15 protein-coding genes and 1 pseudogene are annotated in these 17,592 nt (G+C 39.7%); 3 read left to right on the plus strand and 13 right to left on the minus strand.

Features of this window, described 5'->3' with window-relative positions; genetic code table 11:
* Positions 1–49 precede the first annotated feature (49 nt).
* The 8 genes and pseudogenes from hslO to pth form a co-directional block, all read right to left on the minus strand.
* Positions 50–941 (minus strand): annotated as a pseudogene (gene hslO, locus B2008_RS04860) (Hsp33 family molecular chaperone HslO).
* A 50-nt stretch (positions 942–991) separates the two neighbouring features.
* A complete protein-coding gene (gene ftsH / locus B2008_RS04865) occupies positions 992–3,130 on the minus strand; it encodes an ATP-dependent zinc metalloprotease FtsH (RefSeq protein WP_281828243.1) in 2,139 nt (712 codons plus the stop codon).
* Positions 3,131–3,214: 84 nt separating this feature from the next.
* The gene (gene tilS, locus B2008_RS04870) at positions 3,215–4,477 is read right to left on the minus strand and encodes a tRNA lysidine(34) synthetase TilS (RefSeq protein ID WP_281828242.1); all 1,263 of its coding nucleotides are present in this window, start codon (positions 4,475–4,477) and stop codon (positions 3,215–3,217) included.
* Positions 4,478–4,513: 36 nt separating this feature from the next.
* Positions 4,514–4,873: a S1 RNA-binding domain-containing protein gene (locus tag B2008_RS04875; protein WP_281828241.1), complete on the minus strand. Its 360-nt coding sequence runs from the start codon at positions 4,871–4,873 to the stop codon at positions 4,514–4,516.
* A complete protein-coding gene (locus B2008_RS04880; protein ID WP_281828240.1) occupies positions 4,873–5,244 on the minus strand; it encodes an FtsB family cell division protein in 372 nt (123 codons plus the stop codon). The genes B2008_RS04875 and B2008_RS04880 overlap by 1 nt, the downstream gene beginning before the upstream one ends.
* 60 nt (positions 5,245–5,304) lie before the next feature.
* A complete protein-coding gene (locus B2008_RS04885; RefSeq protein WP_080881125.1) occupies positions 5,305–5,547 on the minus strand; it encodes an RNA-binding S4 domain-containing protein in 243 nt (80 codons plus the stop codon).
* 11 nt (positions 5,548–5,558) lie between these two features.
* Positions 5,559–9,056, minus strand: a complete 3,498-nt coding sequence (gene mfd, locus B2008_RS04890; protein ID WP_281828237.1) for a transcription-repair coupling factor — start codon at positions 9,054–9,056, stop codon at positions 5,559–5,561.
* Positions 9,057–9,058: 2 nt separating this feature from the next.
* Positions 9,059–9,616 carry an aminoacyl-tRNA hydrolase gene (pth, locus tag B2008_RS04895; RefSeq protein ID WP_281828235.1) on the minus strand — a complete coding sequence of 186 codons (558 nt, stop codon included), beginning with the start codon at positions 9,614–9,616 and terminating at the stop codon, positions 9,059–9,061.
* A gap of 178 nt (positions 9,617–9,794) precedes the next feature.
* On the opposite strand from pth, the gene B2008_RS04900 reads away from it, so the two are divergent.
* Entirely contained in the window at positions 9,795–10,766 is a 972-nt protein-coding gene (locus B2008_RS04900; protein ID WP_281828234.1) for an L-lactate dehydrogenase, read from the plus strand.
* A 171-nt stretch (positions 10,767–10,937) separates the two neighbouring features.
* Positions 10,938–11,642 carry a cyclic di-AMP binding protein CbpA gene (gene cbpA, locus B2008_RS04905; protein ID WP_040457165.1) on the plus strand — a complete coding sequence of 235 codons (705 nt, stop codon included), beginning with the start codon at positions 10,938–10,940 and terminating at the stop codon, positions 11,640–11,642.
* Positions 11,643–11,709: 67 nt separating this feature from the next.
* Here cbpA and alr read toward each other — a convergent pair whose 3' ends face one another.
* The 5 genes from alr to B2008_RS04930 all read right to left on the minus strand — a co-directional run bounded on the left by alr (position 11,710) and on the right by B2008_RS04930 (position 16,526).
* Positions 11,710–12,840, minus strand: a complete 1,131-nt coding sequence (gene alr, locus B2008_RS04910) for an alanine racemase (RefSeq protein ID WP_281828230.1) — start codon at positions 12,838–12,840, stop codon at positions 11,710–11,712.
* Positions 12,837–13,196, minus strand: a complete 360-nt coding sequence (gene acpS / locus B2008_RS04915) for a holo-ACP synthase (protein WP_281828229.1) — start codon at positions 13,194–13,196, stop codon at positions 12,837–12,839. The genes alr and acpS overlap by 4 nt, the downstream gene beginning before the upstream one ends.
* Positions 13,197–13,275: 79 nt before the next feature.
* A complete protein-coding gene (locus tag B2008_RS04920) occupies positions 13,276–14,757 on the minus strand; it encodes a DEAD/DEAH box helicase (RefSeq protein WP_281828228.1) in 1,482 nt (493 codons plus the stop codon).
* 13 nt (positions 14,758–14,770) lie between these two features.
* Positions 14,771–16,138, minus strand: coding sequence for a UDP-N-acetylmuramoyl-tripeptide--D-alanyl-D-alanine ligase (locus B2008_RS04925; RefSeq protein WP_281828226.1), 1,368 nt, complete (start codon positions 16,136–16,138; stop codon positions 14,771–14,773).
* Positions 16,139–16,280: 142 nt separating this feature from the next.
* Positions 16,281–16,526, minus strand: a complete 246-nt coding sequence (locus B2008_RS04930) for a type B 50S ribosomal protein L31 (RefSeq protein WP_281828225.1) — start codon at positions 16,524–16,526, stop codon at positions 16,281–16,283.
* Between the two features lie 187 nt (positions 16,527–16,713).
* Between B2008_RS04930 and B2008_RS04935 the strand changes: the two genes are divergently transcribed.
* Entirely contained in the window at positions 16,714–17,532 is an 819-nt protein-coding gene (locus tag B2008_RS04935) for a Cof-type HAD-IIB family hydrolase (protein ID WP_281828224.1), read from the plus strand.
* Positions 17,533–17,592 lie beyond the last annotated feature (60 nt).

Genomic DNA, 17,592 nt, shown 5'->3' on the forward strand with positions numbered 1-17,592 from the left:
AAAAGCCCCTAAATGCGAAAGCATAGGGACTTAGAAAATATTTTTTATTTTAATAATCTTTTTCAGATGTCTTTTTTAGCTAAAATTGCCTTTAATTCATCTTCACTGTAGTGGTATTTATTGCCGCAAAAACTGCAAGTCAATTCAGCACCATGATCTTCATTAATCATTGCTTTTAACTGATCAGTTTTTAGCGTTTCCATAATACCGGCATACTTTTCCTTAGAGCAATCGCAACTAAAGGCCACATCATCTTTTTCCAAAATCTTGCAGTCCGTGCCCAAAATCTTACGAGCCAAATCTTCTGGCGTCATTCCATCCAAAAATGAAGTCGACAAAGCTGGCAACGACTTAATTCGTTTAATCGTTCTTGTAATCAGTTCGTCACTTGCACCTGGCAAGGCCTGCAGCATAAAGCCGCCAGCTTCACCAATTGTATTATTTGGATTAACAAAAACAGAAAGACCAACAGCAGAAGGAATTTGCTCTGATTTAGTCAAATAATATGCGAAGTCTTCCGCAATTTCACCAGAAACAATTGGTACTTGACCAGTGTATGGTTCTTTAAGTCCAAGATCTTTAGTTACTTCCAGCCAACCTTGTCCGACAGCCTTTTTAACATCAATATGTCCGTCTTTCTTAGGCGGCAAAGCAATATGCGGATTCTTTACATAGCCTTTAACAGTTAAGTCAGATTTGGCAGTTACAATGGTTGGTCCCACTGGTCCATTTCCTAATAAACGCACTGTTAATTCTTCTTTATCCGTTAATTCAGCTCCTGCTAAAAGCAGATTGCCGACGATGGTTCTGCCCAAAACGGCTGAAGAAGCAGACCAGGTATCATGACGCTGTTGTGCTTCACCTACCACGCCTTTGGCTGTAATCGTCAATAAGCGAAGATTTTTGGTTTTATCAATTGATTTTACTAAATAATCGTTCATTGCTTTCTCCTAAAAAAATAGAGCCCGTTACAGGCCCTATTTTTATTCAATTATTCATCCTTATCATCAGAAGGTTGATCAGATTCAGTTGACTCAGTAGTTTGAGTTGGTTGAACTTGATCATCTTTTGGTTTTTCCGGTTCATTTTCTGAAGGGGTATCTAATTCATTTGCAGCCTGTTTAGCTTCAACTTCATCTTGATCCTTCTTTTCAGCCTTTAAAACTTCCTTCTTCTCTGCAGCAGCCTTTGCTTCTTCATAAGTTTCACTAGGATATTCTTCTTCATCCTTTTCAGGCATCTTGCCAGTCTTGTATAAAGACATGATTTGCTTTTCGTTCAAGGTCTCGTACTTCAGCAATGCATCAGCAATTAACTTATGCTTTTCACGATTATCCTTAACAATTTCAAGAGCCTTGGCATGAGCCTTATCTAAGATCTTCTTAACTGCTTCATCAATCTTAGCAGAAGTTGCTTCACTATATGGCCTCATGCCGTAAGGATTGGCTTCGCCTTCTTTTTCAAGTTCAACCATTCCTAACTCATCAGTCATACCGTAATTTACAACCATGCTATGAGCAATTTGGGTAGCTTGTTCGAAGTCGTTGGAAGCACCAGTTGATTTATCACCAATCGTAGCTTCTTCTCCTGCACGACCACCCATCAAACCAACAATTTGTTCAAATAATTGCTTCTTGGTAAAAATAAATTGATCGTCTTTTGGAAGCATGATGTTGTAACCGCCGGCACTGCCACGAGGAACGATCGTAACTTTACGAACAGTACGAGAATCGCTCAAGACCAAACCACAGATTGAGTGACCAGCTTCGTGGTAAGCGACTCGTTTTCTTTCTTGTTCAGAAATTAAGCGACCCTTCTTGGCTGGACCTGCAATGACACGGTCTTCAGCTTCATCAATATCTGAAGCGGTAATTTCAGTCCCATTGCGACGTGCAGCAACAAGGGCAGCTTCGTTCAAGACGTTAGCTAAATCAGCACCAACAAAGCCTGGAGTTTGACGAGCAACTTCTTTTAAGTCAACGTCAGGAGCAAGTGGCTTATTCTTGGCATGAACTTTCAAAATAGCTTCACGTCCGCGAACATCAGGAAGACCAACTAAAACTTTACGGTCAAAACGACCTGAACGAAGCAAAGCTGGGTCCAAAACATCTGAACGGTTAGTAGCAGCGATAACGATAACACCTTCATCGCCTTCAAAACCATCCATTTCAACCAATAATTGGTTTAATGTTTGTTCACGTTCATCATTGCCGCCACCCATGCCATTGCCACGACGACGACCAATCGCATCAATTTCATCAATGAAGATGATACTTGGTGCATTCTTCTTGGCATTGTTAAACAAATCACGTACACGACTCGCACCAACACCAACAAACATTTCAACGAAGTCTGAACCTGACATTGAATAGAATGGAACGTTAGCTTCACCAGCTACAGCACGAGCAAGTAAAGTCTTACCAGTACCAGGAGGACCCTCAAGCAAAACACCAGATGGAATTTTGGCACCTAACTTAGTGTATTTTGCTGGATTCTTCAAAAATTCGACAACTTCAACTAATTCTTGTTTTTCTTCTTCTTCACCGGCTACGTCAGAGAAACGTACCTTGTTCTTAGACGGATCTTCTGGCTTAACGTGGGAACGACCGAAGTTCATAATTCCGCCTTGGCCACGTCCAGCACCACCTTGATTCATCATCGTCCAAAGCATAACAATGAACAAAATGGTTGGCACAAGCATGACAATCGTTGAAATCCAATTGCCAGTTTGTGATTCTCCTTGTGTCGTCATCCGAGCATTATTCTTTTGTGCCAAGCTCTGCACAGTGGAAACGCTAGAATCATTTTGCAACATTGTGGTTGAAAAGCGAGTTACGCTTTGGCCAGATTTGCTATTGAAGAAATCTAGGCTATTGCTTGATTGACTTGTTGATTTTTGCGCTTTCTTGTAAGTACCTGAAACAGTATAGACACCATTAGCAGGCTGAACGCTAAAGTTTTTAACTTTGCCTTGACGTAAATCCTTAACGAATTCTGAATAACTGATATTTTCAGTGCTTCCAGAACTGCTAGAACCGCCGAGTGCCCAGTTGATTCCCCATAGGAGCAGAAGGAACACAACTATATAGAAAAGGCCATTTGACAACAGCCGATTCCGGTTATTCTTCATAAAAAACCTCCGCAAAGTTTCTAAAAGTTATACGAATAAAAGTTTAACACAAATCTACGTATAGCACTAATTTTTTACAAGTTCTTATTCTTTTTTTAAACGATATAAATAATAATGTTGAGCGTTTTCAATCCACCTTTGATCGCGATAGCATTTTTCTACAAAAATTGCCTGGTTTTTCTGATTAAAAACAGCTAGACACAGTGATCGCAGTTCGTTTGGAATCGCTGCTTGAGCAAACATTTTCTTTGCCTTGGCATGTTGCCCATTTTGCAATTGCAATTTGCTGCCTGCAGGCAAAGAAGCAATTTTAAATTCATGCTCATCTGACCAAAAATCACCAATTAAAGGCAAAGGCTGCTCAACTACACTAAGAATAAATTCATGATCACGAAATGTAAACTCCTCTTCGGCGCGAACAACTTTTGGCTCCTGCCTAAGAAGCAGCTTTTGCGGCCATAAATAATAATATTTTTGATAAAGACGCAAATTATAACCTGTGAGATAGTGGCTGCAGCGTTTATGCCAAGTCTGCCAAATAAAGTTTTGCCAGAAATAAGCCCGCTGCCTTTGATCAAGTTGGAGTAAGGCTTCTCCTTTAATGCGATAAGCCTGATCCAAAAATCGTTTTGGTCTTCCAATCTCTGCCACTTTTTCATCAGCTAAAGCCGTCAGTACTTTTTCATCATCACTATAACGCAAGGCATTTTCCAGCAAATGGGAATTTTCCTTTTTTAGCAGTGGGACCACATGGTGCCGCAAGCGATTGCGCATTGTATCGTCTTCGGCATTGGTTTCATCTTCAATAAAAGCGATATGATGCTGCTGATCATATTCAAGCAGTTCCGCCTTAGAAGTTGATAAAAGTGGACGCAGCAGCGCTGTGCCATGCATTTTTCCAACAGCTTGCAGGCTATTCATTTCTTGCGGATTTCCAGAACGAATAAATTTTAATAGAATATTTTCCAGCAAATCATCCCCGTGATGAGCCGTTAATAAATAATCTGCTTGATATTGGGCAACCACCTGGCTTAAAAAAGCGTAGCGAAAATGCCGTGCGGCTGCTTCAATGCCAGTTCGCGGCTGCTCTTTTTCAAGCCAAACCCCCTTTGCCAACGGCAAATTATGCGAATGGCAATATTCCGTTAAAAGCTCGGTCTCCTTCTGACTGGCAACACGCAGTTGATGATCAAAATGCGCCACAATTAGCGAAAAATTCTGACTTTTACGCAGTTCATTCAGCATATCGAGCAAGGCCATCGAATCCGGACCGCCACTGGCCGCAATTACCAATTTTTTATTATTTAGCTTAATTTGATGCTGTTTGAAAAAAAGTTCAATCTTCATTTTTACCTAGAAAAAATGACCCTTCCGGGTCATCAATTAATCCTCGGCTAATACCTGCTTTAGCTGCTTAATTTCAGCTTTGGCATCTGCTGCTGTTTGATTCAATATTTTACTAAAATCCTGTTCCTTGACCTTAGAAAATCGATTATGATGATCAATTAAATCAGGATCATTAACGCGGGCTAGAGATAAACCTAACCGTCCTTTATAATTATGAACGACCACGACGCGCAATTCATCACCAACACGATGCTGATTTCTTTCTCTAAGCCAATTGCCATCAAAATCTTTATGATGGATTAATCCAGATTTATGTCCCGGCAAAGTTAAAAAGATACCCAAATCAGTGATGTTGTTGATGACGCCTGTTACACGTTGACCAACTTCATATTTCATTAATTGTTGTCTCCATTAGGAATAGAATAAACTTTTTCGTTAGTCTTACTATACAAAAACTTATTCCGGATAAATTTAGCTACGTAGTCGGTATCTTTCAAATTATTGCGTTCTTGCGTCAACTTTTCGTCTTTTGTCTTTACCGTATTCAAATTCTTCTTTGCGACTTCAACTTGCTGATTAATTCTTGCGGTTTGCGACACTTTGATGCCGATTTGAATGCCTAAGGCCACAAAGATAATTGCAAAGACAGCAATAATCCGATTGCGACGAACGCGATGAATTTCTTTTTCTCTGTTAGCTTGTTTCTTTCTCAGTCTTGCTTCTCGTTCTTGTGGGCTTTCTGAGTTATAAATTCGTGGTCTGTTCATTTTTGATCCCCTACTACCAAAATAAAAAATACTACTTGTATCATAACAGTGTTTCACGCTTTAATCAACGATCTCATATAATTCGCTGGCTTCTGCCTTCTTGGTAGTTTCTCTGATATCAAGCACCTTAGCCTTTACTTGGCGGGTACCGTAGCCTACTTCAATAATGTCGCCAACTTTGACATCATAGCTTGATTTAACGACACGACCGTTGACCTTAATTCTGCCTTGATCTGCCAATTCTTTAGCAACGGTTCTTCTTTTTACCAAGCGTGAAACTTTTAAAAATTTATCGATTCTCATTTTCTACCTCATTATCTCTGAATAATATCGCTTGCTGCTTGTAAAAAAGTGGTCAATTCATTAAACAGCTGACGATTGTTCATTTTATCTGGCAATTCTAATAAAACCACCAGCTTCTTCTCTGGCGTCAAATTAATTCTTGCCTTTAAGCTGACGTGCTCAAGTGCTCTAAAAATATTTGGCCCTTCTAATTCACGTGAAGCTGCTAGATCAAATTCAACTCTAATCTTGTCTTTTTTATTTTTGATAACGCTCAAGACTTGTGCAAGATCTGCATCGATCTTTAATCCAGCAATTGCCAGCAAATTTTCAACTGCAGCAGGATAATCGCCGAAACGATCAATCAATTCATCTTCAATTTTATCAAGTTCATCTTGACTATTGACAGATTTAATCTTCTTGTAAAATTCAATTTTTTCTTCTTGATCAGCAATATAGGATGCCGGAATATAAGCTTCAAAGCCCAAGTCAATTTCAGCATTAGACTTTTTATCTTTCTTCTTGCCTTTGCGTTCTTTAATCGCATCGCTAAGCATTTGTGAATAAAGATCGTAACCGACGCTGTCAATAAAGCCGTGCTGCTGTGACCCCAGCATGTTTCCGGCACCACGAATCGACAAGTCGCGCATCGCAATTTTGAAACCCGAGCCTAATTCAGTAAAATCACGAATTGCGTCCAGCCGCTTTTCTCCTACTTCGGTTAGCACCTTATTTTGCTTGTATAAAAAGTATGCATAAGCTAAACGTGCACTGCGTCCAATCCGACCACGCAATTGATAAAGCTGACTTAAGCCGTAATGGTCTGCATCTTCAATAATCATTGTATTGACATTTGGCATATCAATCCCAGTTTCGATAATTGTCGTTGTAACCAAAACATCAAATTCACGGTTTAAAAAGCGGTAGAGAATATCCTCCAGTTGATTTTGACTCATACGCCCATGAGCACTGGCAATTCTAGCGTTTGGCAGCAATTTTTCAAGACGAGCGACTACTTCATCAATATCGCCAATCCGGTTGTGCAGGTAAAATACCTGGCCACCACGCTGCATTTCTCTTAAACAAGCATCCCTAATAACGCTTGGCGTCTGTTCCATAACATAGGTCTGAATTGGATACCGGTTCTGCGGCGGCGTTTCCATTACTGACAGATCTCGCACGCCTACCATTGACATATGAAGAGTACGTGGAATTGGCGTAGCAGTTAAAGTCAAAACATCAATGTTAGCCTTCATCTGCTTTAGTTTTTCTTTGTGCTTAACTCCAAAGCGTTGCTCCTCATCGATAATTAATAGGCCAAGATCCTTAAAATGAACGTCTTTTGACAAAATCCGGTGAGTACCGACAACTAGATCAATCTTTCCATATTTTAAGCCGGCAATAATTTTCTTGGATTCTGCTGGTGTTTGAAAACGTGAGAGCATGGCAGTATTAACCGGAAAATCTTTAAATCGATCCTGAATTGTTTCGTAATGCTGCTGCGCCAAAATTGTCGTTGGCACTAAAAAGGCCACTTGCTTGTTGTCTTGAATTGCTTTAAAAGCTGCCCTAAGTGCAACTTCGGTTTTACCAAAACCAACATCTCCTACTAGCAGGCGATCCATTGGCTTGGGCTTTTCCATATCTGCTTTTATTTCTTTAATCGAACGCAACTGGTCTGGTGTTTCAACATACGGAAAGGCATCGTCAAACTTCCGCTGCAGCTCATCATCCGGTGAAAAAGCAAAACCTTTTTCAGATTCACGTGCAGCATAAAGGTTGATCAAATCGTCAGCAATATCTTCAACTTTGGATTGTACCTTCCGTTTGGTCTTAGCCCATTCGCTGCCGCCTAATTTATTGATATGCGGAGTTTTGCCTTCTGAAGCGACATATTTTTGTACTAGACGCAACTGATCAGCTGGAACAAATAATTGATCGCCGTGCTGATAAGTAATTGTGATGTAATCACGTTTTACGCCATTATTCTCCAGCGTCTTGATTCCCTCAAAACGCCCGATCCCGTGGTTGACGTGAACAACATAGTCGCCAGGTTTTAATTCCGTATAATTTCGCAGACGTTGAGCATTTTCTAATGTTTTAATTCGGCGTTTATGCTGCGGACGTTTGTTAAATAATTCGCGCTCAGTTAAATAAACAAGGTTGACGCTTGGCAAAGTAAAACCGCTGGCAAAACCATCAACAATAATCTGCGCTTTTTTTTCACTAAGCTCATCTTCATGAACTACCGGAATATCGAGATCAAAATCAAGCATTGTTTGGGCCATTTGCTTTGCGCGCTTATCATTATCAGCTTGCAAAACTACAGTCTGTCCTGATTTGTAGTAGCTTTCCAATTCTGTACGAATGAGAGGCATTTGACTAAAGAATTGTTCTGGCTCACGCGTGGTCCAGTCCAGCATCTGTCCAAAGCGAATCCTGCCCATGCTTCTTTGAAAAAGTGAAAAGTAAATTCGATGGTGCCGGTCGCGAGTCATAACTTTGGTGTAATCTGACCGCAATTTTTGGCCAGGAAGAAGAGCACCAATCTTTAATTCATCATCAATAAAGCCCTGATTTTGCTGATCAACAGTTTCAACAGCTTGTTTTATAAGAGGTAAATCGTCCAAAAACAGCAAGCCGTCTTTTGCTAAATAATCAACAAGGCTGCTAGGCTTTTTTATCAAAAAATCAATCAGGAAGGCATAGTTGCTAGGCAGGCCACCATCATTCAGCTCATCCAATACTTGAGTGAAATGATCCTTTACCGCCTTTTGATCCGCTTTTGACTCAGACATCGCCGTCTTAATTTCTGCAGCCGCTTGACTTATTGCATCTGCAGAAAAGACGCGATCTTGTGCTGGTCCTACAACTAGTCGCTTTATCTCTCGCTGACTGCGCTGCGTCGATAAATCAAATTCTTTAATCGTATCAACTTCATCGCCAAAGAATTCAATTCTAACGGGATTTTCTTGGTCTAAAGGATAAATATCCAAGATATCGCCACGGATGGCAAACTCACCTGGCCGTGCTACTAAAGCTTCACGATGATAGCCAGCAGCAAGCAGCCATTTGTTCATTTCGCCTAAATCATATTCTTTATCTTGCACGAATTCCCGTTTAAAAGCGGCAAAGTCCTTCACTGCGGACAACTTGTACTGCAATCCTTGAGGTGTCGTAATGACAACTCCGGACTTCTGCCCCAACAAAAAATTAAGCGTCTGAATTCGGCTACTAAGTTCATCTGGTGAGGCTAAAGCCGTTTGGGTGGCTAAAGTGCTATCAACTGGGAAATACTGTACTTGTCCATCATCCATAATGCCGCTGAGCTCATTGAAGATATTTTGTGCCTTGTTTTCATTTTCTTCAATTACCAGCAATGACACCTTTTTTTCAGTGACAATCTGTTTTAAGAGTAGACTAAAAGCACCGGCATTAGCGCCAGTGATTAGTGAGTTTTTTACTTGTGATGTTTTTGCAATAAAATTGGTTAAATTCTGATCTTTTTTGACAAAATCTGTTAAACGCATTTTTAATTATACTTATTCATCAAATATTGACTATCGTGACCATTAATGAAGTCATCGATAATTTCAGTACCTGTTCCAAAAGCGTCATCCATCAATTTTTGCTGTTCTTCATTAAACGGGGTTAACACCCAAGAAACAACGGTCATCTTTTGTGGATGACTAATGCCAATCTTCAAACGATTAAACTTTTCAGTTCCTAAATCGCGGATAATGCTTTTAATTCCATTATGACCGCCAGATTTACCATTAGTTCTAATTCTGATCTTGCCAATTGGCATATCCATATCGTCTTGGATAACCAGAACATCTGCAGGATCGATCTTAAAAAAGTTGGCCACTTGTGCAATTGAGCGCCCTGAATCATTCATGTAAGTTTGTGGTTCAAGCAAAATCACATCTTCGCCATTTATCTTTTGTTTTGTCCATAAGCCTTCGAACTTATCCTTATCAAGACTAAAATTGTTTTTCTCTAAATAATGATCCAAGGCCATAAAACCTGTATTATGCTTTGTCCGATCATATTTTTTACCGGGATTGCCCAAGCCTGCGATTAATTTCATTTCTACACTCCTCGAATTGACAATAATTCGGTTAACAATTATAGCACAGCACTTCTAACAGCCGTTAGCATATGCAATTGTTAAAAATTTCACTAAGACTGTAGAAAGCTCCTACATTTCTTGCTATAATAAGCTTGTTTAATAAGTTACTAATGTCTTGAAAGGAAGTTTTAGATTTATGGTAAGAGACGAAAGACTTCATAAAGTTATTTTAGTCGGCGACGGTGCCGTTGGTTCTACCTTTGCATTTTCAATGGTTCAACAAGGTATTGCTCAAGATCTTGGAATTATCGATATTCTTAAGGATCACACTGAAGGTGACGCAATTGACTTAGCTGATGCTACTCCTTGGACTGCTCCAAAGCACGTTTACTCAGCAGATTACGCAGACTGCAAGGACGCAGACATTGTAGTTATCACCGCCGGTGCTGCACAAAAGCCAGGTGAAAGCCGTCTTGACCTTGTTAACAAGAACCTCAAGATTTTGTCATCAGTTGTTGAACCAGTCGTTGAATCAGGCTTTAACGGTATCTTCGTAGTTGTTGCCAACCCTGTTGATATCTTAACTCACGCAACTTGGAAGATGTCAGGCTTCCCTAAGGATAGAGTTATCGGTTCAGGTACTTCACTTGATACTGGTCGTCTTCAAAAAGTTATCGGTGAAATGGAAAAAGTTGACCCACGTTCAGTTAATGCATACATGCTTGGTGAACACGGTGATACAGAATTTCCTGCATGGAGCTACAACAATGTTGGTGGCGTAAAGGTTGTTGACTGGGTAAAGGCTCACGGTATGGACGAAAGCAAGCTTGAAGACATTCACCAAGAAGTTAAGAACATGGCTTACGATATCATCAACAAGAAGGGTGCAACCTTTTACGGTATTGGTACTGCTTCAGCATTCATCGTTAAGGCTATTCTTAACAACGAACACAGAGTTCTTCCACTTTCAGTGCCAATGGATGGTCAATATGGTTTACACGACATTCACATCGGTACTCCAGCTGTTATCGGCCGCAAGGGTCTTGAACAAATTATTGAAATGCCACTTAGCAATCACGAACAAGAATTGATGACTGCATCTGCTGATCAATTGAAGAAGGTTATGGAAAAAGCCTTCAAAGAAACTGGCGTTAAAGTTCGTCAATAATTAACAAGCCTAATACTAAATTAAAAGTATCTTCAAACGAAGATACCTTTCTTTGTCAAAATATTGCTAAAATAGAGTTTGAAAAGCATTTAGGTATCTTTAATTTATCTTTAATTTAAACGCTATCTATGCTATAATGACTACAATATTTTCATGTATGGAGGCAATCTTATGCTCATCAAATCTTTAGTTCTTAAAAAAGATTACCTGACAACAGTCAGTGAGAAAGCTACTCTTTCAGAAGCTTTAAAAACTCTCGAAGACTCAGGTTTCAGATGTGTACCGATCTTAGACGAAACAGGTACAATTTTCCGCGGTAATATTTATAAAATGCACATTTACCGTCACAAGTCACAAGGCGGAGATATGAATTTGCCTGTTACCTACTTGCTTAAAAACGCAACTAAGACAATCAAGGTTAATTCACCATTCTTCAAGGTATTCTTCAATTTGAAAGACTTGCCTTACATTTCTGTACTCGATGAAGACAACAAGTTTTACGGCATTTTAACTCACTCAAGTTTACTTAGAATGTTGTCTGATGCTTGGAACGTTAAGCATGGTTCTTACGTTTTGACAGTTTTGTCTGACAACGCTCGCGGCAACTTGGTTAAAATGGCAAAGATCATTTCTAAATACAGCAACATGGCCAGCGTTATGACCTTGGATGCTGCTGCCGGTGAACTTGGTGGGGACTTTGTTCGTCGTACTTTGTTCACTTTGCCCGCTGGCGTTTCTGAAACAACGATGAAGACAGTGGTTGAAAAACTGCAAAAGAAAGGCTTCGTTGTTTCCGAAATTGAAGACTTGCAAGCAGGGATAAACATCATGAGTGATGAAAACCCTGGCGTTTGGATTGATAATCCACATGAATAATTAACAAGACATAAATAAAAAGGAGTTCAGTTGAACTCCTTTTTATTCTTGCGTAATTTATTGAATTTTATTTTTCATAATATTCGCGTGGCAACCGATCGCTTAACAAACAAGCAACCTCATAGTGAATCGTATCAACATAATCGGCAGCAGCTTTAATATTATTAGGATCATTTGGATTATCAGAAATCAAAACCACTTTAGTGCCAACCGGCATTTTTTCTGGCATTTCAACCATAAATTGATCCATGCAGACCCGGCCAACGATTGGACAATACTGATCACCAACTTTTACCTTAAAGCCTTGAAACTTTCGAATCCAGCCATCAGCATAGCCAACTGGCACTGTTCCGATAATCGTGTCATGATCAGCCACAAAAGTTGAGCCGTAGCCAACACCATCACCTTTGTGAATCGTCTTAACATGAGTTAATTCACTGACAAATGACAAGGCAGGCTTTAATGCAATATCTGCCTTCAAATCTGGGCTATCTGGATTAGATGAAGGATTTAAGCCGTAAATGCCAATCCCAAAGCGAACCAGATCACTGTGGATATCTTTGTCAAAAATACTTGCAGCAGTGTTTGCAACATGGATCCATTTCGGATGAACCGTTAAAAGGTCTTGCATATGTTTAAACTTGGCTACTTGCTTCTTAAAGTAGCTGTCATCACTGCTATCGGCGGAAGCAAAGTGGGCAAACATCCCTTCTACAAAGAAAGAATCATTTTTTTCAAGGAATTTGTTTGCGGCAATAAATTCATCATCTTCACTAAAGCCAATCCGACCCATTCCTGAATCTATACCTAAATGGATTTTTAGTTGCAAGTTTTCCTTTTTCAAATACTTCTCTGCTTGCTTAAGCCATTCCAAATTAGGAACAGTTAAAGAAATATCATTAACTGCAGCAATTGGCGCATACTCAGGTGAAACTACCCCCAAAACCAAGATTGGCTTGACAATGTCAGCCTTTCTCAATTCCAATCCTTCATCCAAAATCGCTACGCAAAAGCCACTTGCTCCAGCCTTTTCTGCTACTTTTGCTACTGGAACGGCGCCATGACCATAGCCATTAGCCTTTACCACGGCAAACAACTTTTGACCAGGCCTCAAATGCTTCATTTCGTTGTCGATATTTTGTTTTATTGCGCCCAAGTTCACACGAACTACAGCTGGGCGATGGATACCTGCTATCATTCCGGATCCTCCAAAACTACAAAAGTAAGAATTTCATGATTATCATGCGTGATGCTAGGAAAAATACGGCCAGCATATTTAGTTGAGGTCATCACTGGATGCCCCAATTCGTCCCATAGCGTTTCCACATCCTGAAAACCTACGTATTTGCCTAAGCCCGTTCCCATTGCTTTTGAAAAAGATTCTTTCAATGAAAAGCGCCCGCCTAAGTATTCGACTTTACGCTTGCCTTTCATTTTTTGATATTGAGCAAACTCATTTGGGGTTAAAACTTTTTTTGCAAAACTATCCCCGCGTTCAACTATTTTTTTAACTCGTTCCACCTCAACTGAGTCAATACCCACACCTTTAATCATCTTTTCCACCTCACACAAGAAAATATTATAATACAAAAAAATGGGCTGCACGACACAACCCATTAATTAGTATTAAATCTTAATCTTTCTTATTCTTAATGACAAAATCATGTCCATAATTTCTGCGATTACGGTGATCACCATCAGTATGACGACGGCCACGATAGTTGTTGTTATTGCGCCGGTGACCATAATTGCTACGACGGTCATGGTGACCGCTACGGTGGCGACCATCACCTTTATATGGCAAAGGCTTTTCAGACGTGATCTTAACTTTAACATCAGTTGAGTCCTTAGAAAGATTCTTCAAAAAGGCAGCAACCAAGTCTAATGCGGAATAATTTTCAAGCAATTCGTTCGCATCATTTTCGTACTTGCTCAAGTCACCATTCATCAAGTCTTCAATTTCAGACTTAGCCTGCTTTAATTGACCATGCAAAGCCTGATCATCTGTTGGCGGACGAAGTGGTGATATTTTCTTTTTAGTTAATTGCTCAATGGTCCGCATGTAGCCAATTTCATTCGGAGTGACAAAAGTAACAGAAATTCCATTCTGACCAGCACGACCAGTACGTCCAATCCGGTGAACATAGGAGTCTGGATCTTGAGGAATATCATAGTTATAAACGTGCGTAACTCCTGAAATATCAAGTCCACGAGCAGCTACATCGGTTGCTACCAAAATGTCCAATTTGCCGGCACGGAACCGTTTCAAAACACTCATTCTCCGTGCTTGTGACAAATCGCCATGAATTCCTGCAGCATTATAGCCACGAGCTTGCAAACCACGGGTTAATTCATCAACACGGCGTTTAGTTCGACCAAAGATCAAAGCGAGATCTGGACCTTGAACATCAATTAAACGACACATAATGTCGAATTTTTCTGATTCTTTTGCCCGAACAAAGTATTGATCGATTAAATCAGCAGTCAATTCTTTGGCTTTGATCTTAACGACCTCAGGATCATGCATAAACTTTTCGCCAATTTGCAAAATTGGCTTTGGCATTGTGGCACTGAACAATAATGTCTGCTTACGCTCGCCTGCATATTTCAAAATACTTTCAATATCTTGAATGAAACCCATATCAAGCATTTCATCGGCTTCATCCAAAACGATGGTCTTGGTCTTGCTTAAATCAATCGTCCCGCGTTTTAAGTGGTCAAGAAGTCGACCAGGTGTCCCAACCAAAATAGCTGGCACATGATGCTTTAATGATCTAATTTGGCGACCAATATCAGCCCCACCATAAACTACTTGAACGCGTGCATGTTCATCACGACCAAGACGGAATAATTCTTCTTGAGTTTGGATGGCTAATTCACGCGTTGGCTCAATAATCACAGCCTGGATAGTTTTTTCATTCTTATCCAAATTTTGCAAAATTGGTAAGCCAAAAGCAGCTGTCTTACCTGTACCTGTTTGAGCCTGTCCAATAACATCCTTGCCTGCTAAAGCAAGAGGAATAGTTTCTGCTTGAATCGGCGTTGCTTCTTCAAAACCTGATCTTTTAATTGCTTTGAGCAAAGCCTCATTTAAGCCTAATTCCAAAAATTTCACTAATTAATTTCTCCTATCTAAGCCGAGCGACAACCTTTTCAAGGTGCATTCCATGTGAGCCTTTTAAGACTACGATATCATTCGGCTTAATATCATTCTTCAAATCATCAATCATATGATCCATATGATCAGCTTGGTAGTAATGCAAGCTTTCTTCGCTATATTTAGTTTGCAAAGCTTCATATAGATGCTTCATTTCATCCCCGATCAAGTAAACTTCGTTAATTACTTGCGGATCAAGACTATTGGCTAAACCAGCATGCAATTCCGGAGATTTCTTGCCAAGTTCAAGCATGTCTCCTAAAACAGCGATTCTGCGACCACCATTTGGCATTTCGATTTGGCCAAAACTAGTCAAAACTGCACGAACAGCGGTTGGATTAGAGTTATAAACATCACTCATGATGTCTTCACCGACATCGCCTTTTTCCCATTCCATCCGGTTGGCAGTTGGAGTAAAGTTAGCAAGTGAAGCCGCAATTTCTTCGTCGCTTTCACCAAAGTGATGACCAACGCTAATTGCTGCCATTGCATTAGAAACATTATGCTTACCAATCATTGGAATTGAGAATTTTTGTTCTGAATCATTAATGGTAAAAGTAGCATGGTGCTTGTAGCTTCTAAAGCTAGTAGCATATACAGTATCGTTGTCTTCAAAGCCAAAAGTAGCCTTTGCTTGATTAACCTTTTTAGCACGTTCGGCTAATAATGGTTCATCGCCATTGTAAATAAATTCGCCGTCTTCACGCAAAAAGTCGGTGATTTCCATTTTGGCATCAGCAATCTTGTCACGCGTGCCGAAAAATTCAATGTGAGCTTCACCAATCATAGTAATGACACAGACATCCGGATGAGTTAACTCACTCAAATGATGCAGTTGTCCAGGACGGTCCATCCCCATTTCCAAAACTAAAATTTCAGTATTTGGCTTCATTTCCAAAATAGTCATTGGTACGCCAATACCGTTATTGAAGTTTTCTTGGGTCTTATGAACATTGAATCTCTTGGATAAAACGGCAGCTACCATATCCTTGGTAGTAGTCTTACCATTTGAACCAGTAATGCCAACAACCGTTGGATTAACCTTGCGCAAATAATAGCGTGCTAAATCCTGCATTGCTTCTAAAGGATCATCTACTTCAAGAACAGCAATATCATCTGGCTTGTTAGGATGACCTTTCTTCCATAAAGTAGCAGAAGCACCATTGTTAATTGCACCTGCAACAAAATCATGGCCGTCGCGTTCGCCTTCAAGTGGAACGAACAAACCACCATCTGTGATTTTTCTGGAGTCAAAGGCGACTGAAGTAATAATAGTTTTCTCGTCGCTTTCACATGTTGTATTCAAAGCTTTGGCAATTTCAGCCAGTTGCATCTTCATCGATCTTTACTCCCATAAAAATATAAAATTTATACAGCAATAATTATACGTTTTTTCGGCCCATCTGCCAAATTGAACTTCCAGATCATAATAATAAAAGAAGCAGCCCCTAATGGGACTGCTTCCACCAGATTCATCGGTTTTACTTCTTCAAACCATACTTCTTGTTGAACTTTTCGATTCGACCATCTGCTTGAGCAAACTTTTGCTTGCCAGTGTAGAATGGGTGAGAATCTGAAGAAACTTCAACACGAATTAATGGGTAAGTGTTACCTTCGTAATCTACAGTTTCCTTTGATGTCAAAGTTGAACCTGCCAAGAACTTAGCACCAGTTGCTGAGTCCATGAAGACAACTTGTTGATAATCTGGATGAATACCTTGTTTCATAATTATTACTCCTTTTGCCATGATCATATCTCAGATCATAGATTAATCGATTAACATTTTTAAGGATACCATATTCAAACTCTATTTTCAAGAATAAATTTCTGTTAAAAATTTTGGATAATAGTTTCATTAAATTATGAAAGAGCTTTAAAATAGTAGCTAGATTTATTCTTAGAAAGAGATTATTATGACCAAAATACCATTTAAGGCCGTCGTTGTTGATATGGACGGTACATTTGTTGATAAAAACAATCAATTTAATCGGACAGAATTTAAAGAAATCTTAGCGCAATTGCAGGCTAATGGCATTCACTTCATTGCCGCAAGTGGTCGCCCCGCTGCCAGATTAGCCGATGATTTTAAAGGATTTAATGATCATGTAGACTTCGTTGCCGATAACGGAGCTGTTCTTGTTAGAGATCAAAAAGTAATTCAAGCTACTGCTTATTCAAAAGAAGCTGTCTTAAAAATGACCAAGATCATTCAAGACGATTTTCCTAAAGCTTTGCCAGTAACCTTGATCAGCGGCGTCAAGCACACTTATTGCTTGAAGAGCATCCCTGAAGATAAGAAAAAGATGATGTTCTTCTTCTACCCAAATACCGTTGAAATTGACGATTTTGCTAATTTGCCTGATGATACCTACACAAAAGTAACTATTTCATATCCTTATTACATTGGCAAAGATATTGCACGCGAATACAATCAGATTTGCGATGAAAAAACTGAGTTTAAGACTAGCGGTTTTGAAAATATTGACCTGGTTCCTGCTGGCGTCAATAAAGGCATTGGCCTAAAAGAAATGCTTAAATACTTGCAAGTAAAGCCAAATGAAATTATCGTTTTTGGCGACAGTGGCAATGATATTGAAATGCTTGAAATGACTGATATGAGCTACTGCATGGCCAACGGAACCGACGAGGCAAAAAAAGCAGCCAAATTCGAGGCACCTAGCAATACTGATTACGGTGTCTTCAAGGTTCTCAAAAAGTATTTGCAAGAATAAAACTCGACAAAAAAAACGCCCATCAAGGGCGCCTTTTTATGGCTCTATAATTTTTCCTGT

The organism is Lactobacillus sp. UBA5813, from assembly GCF_002417895.1.
Lineage (GTDB): Bacteria > Bacillota > Bacilli > Lactobacillales > Lactobacillaceae > Lactobacillus > Lactobacillus amylolyticus.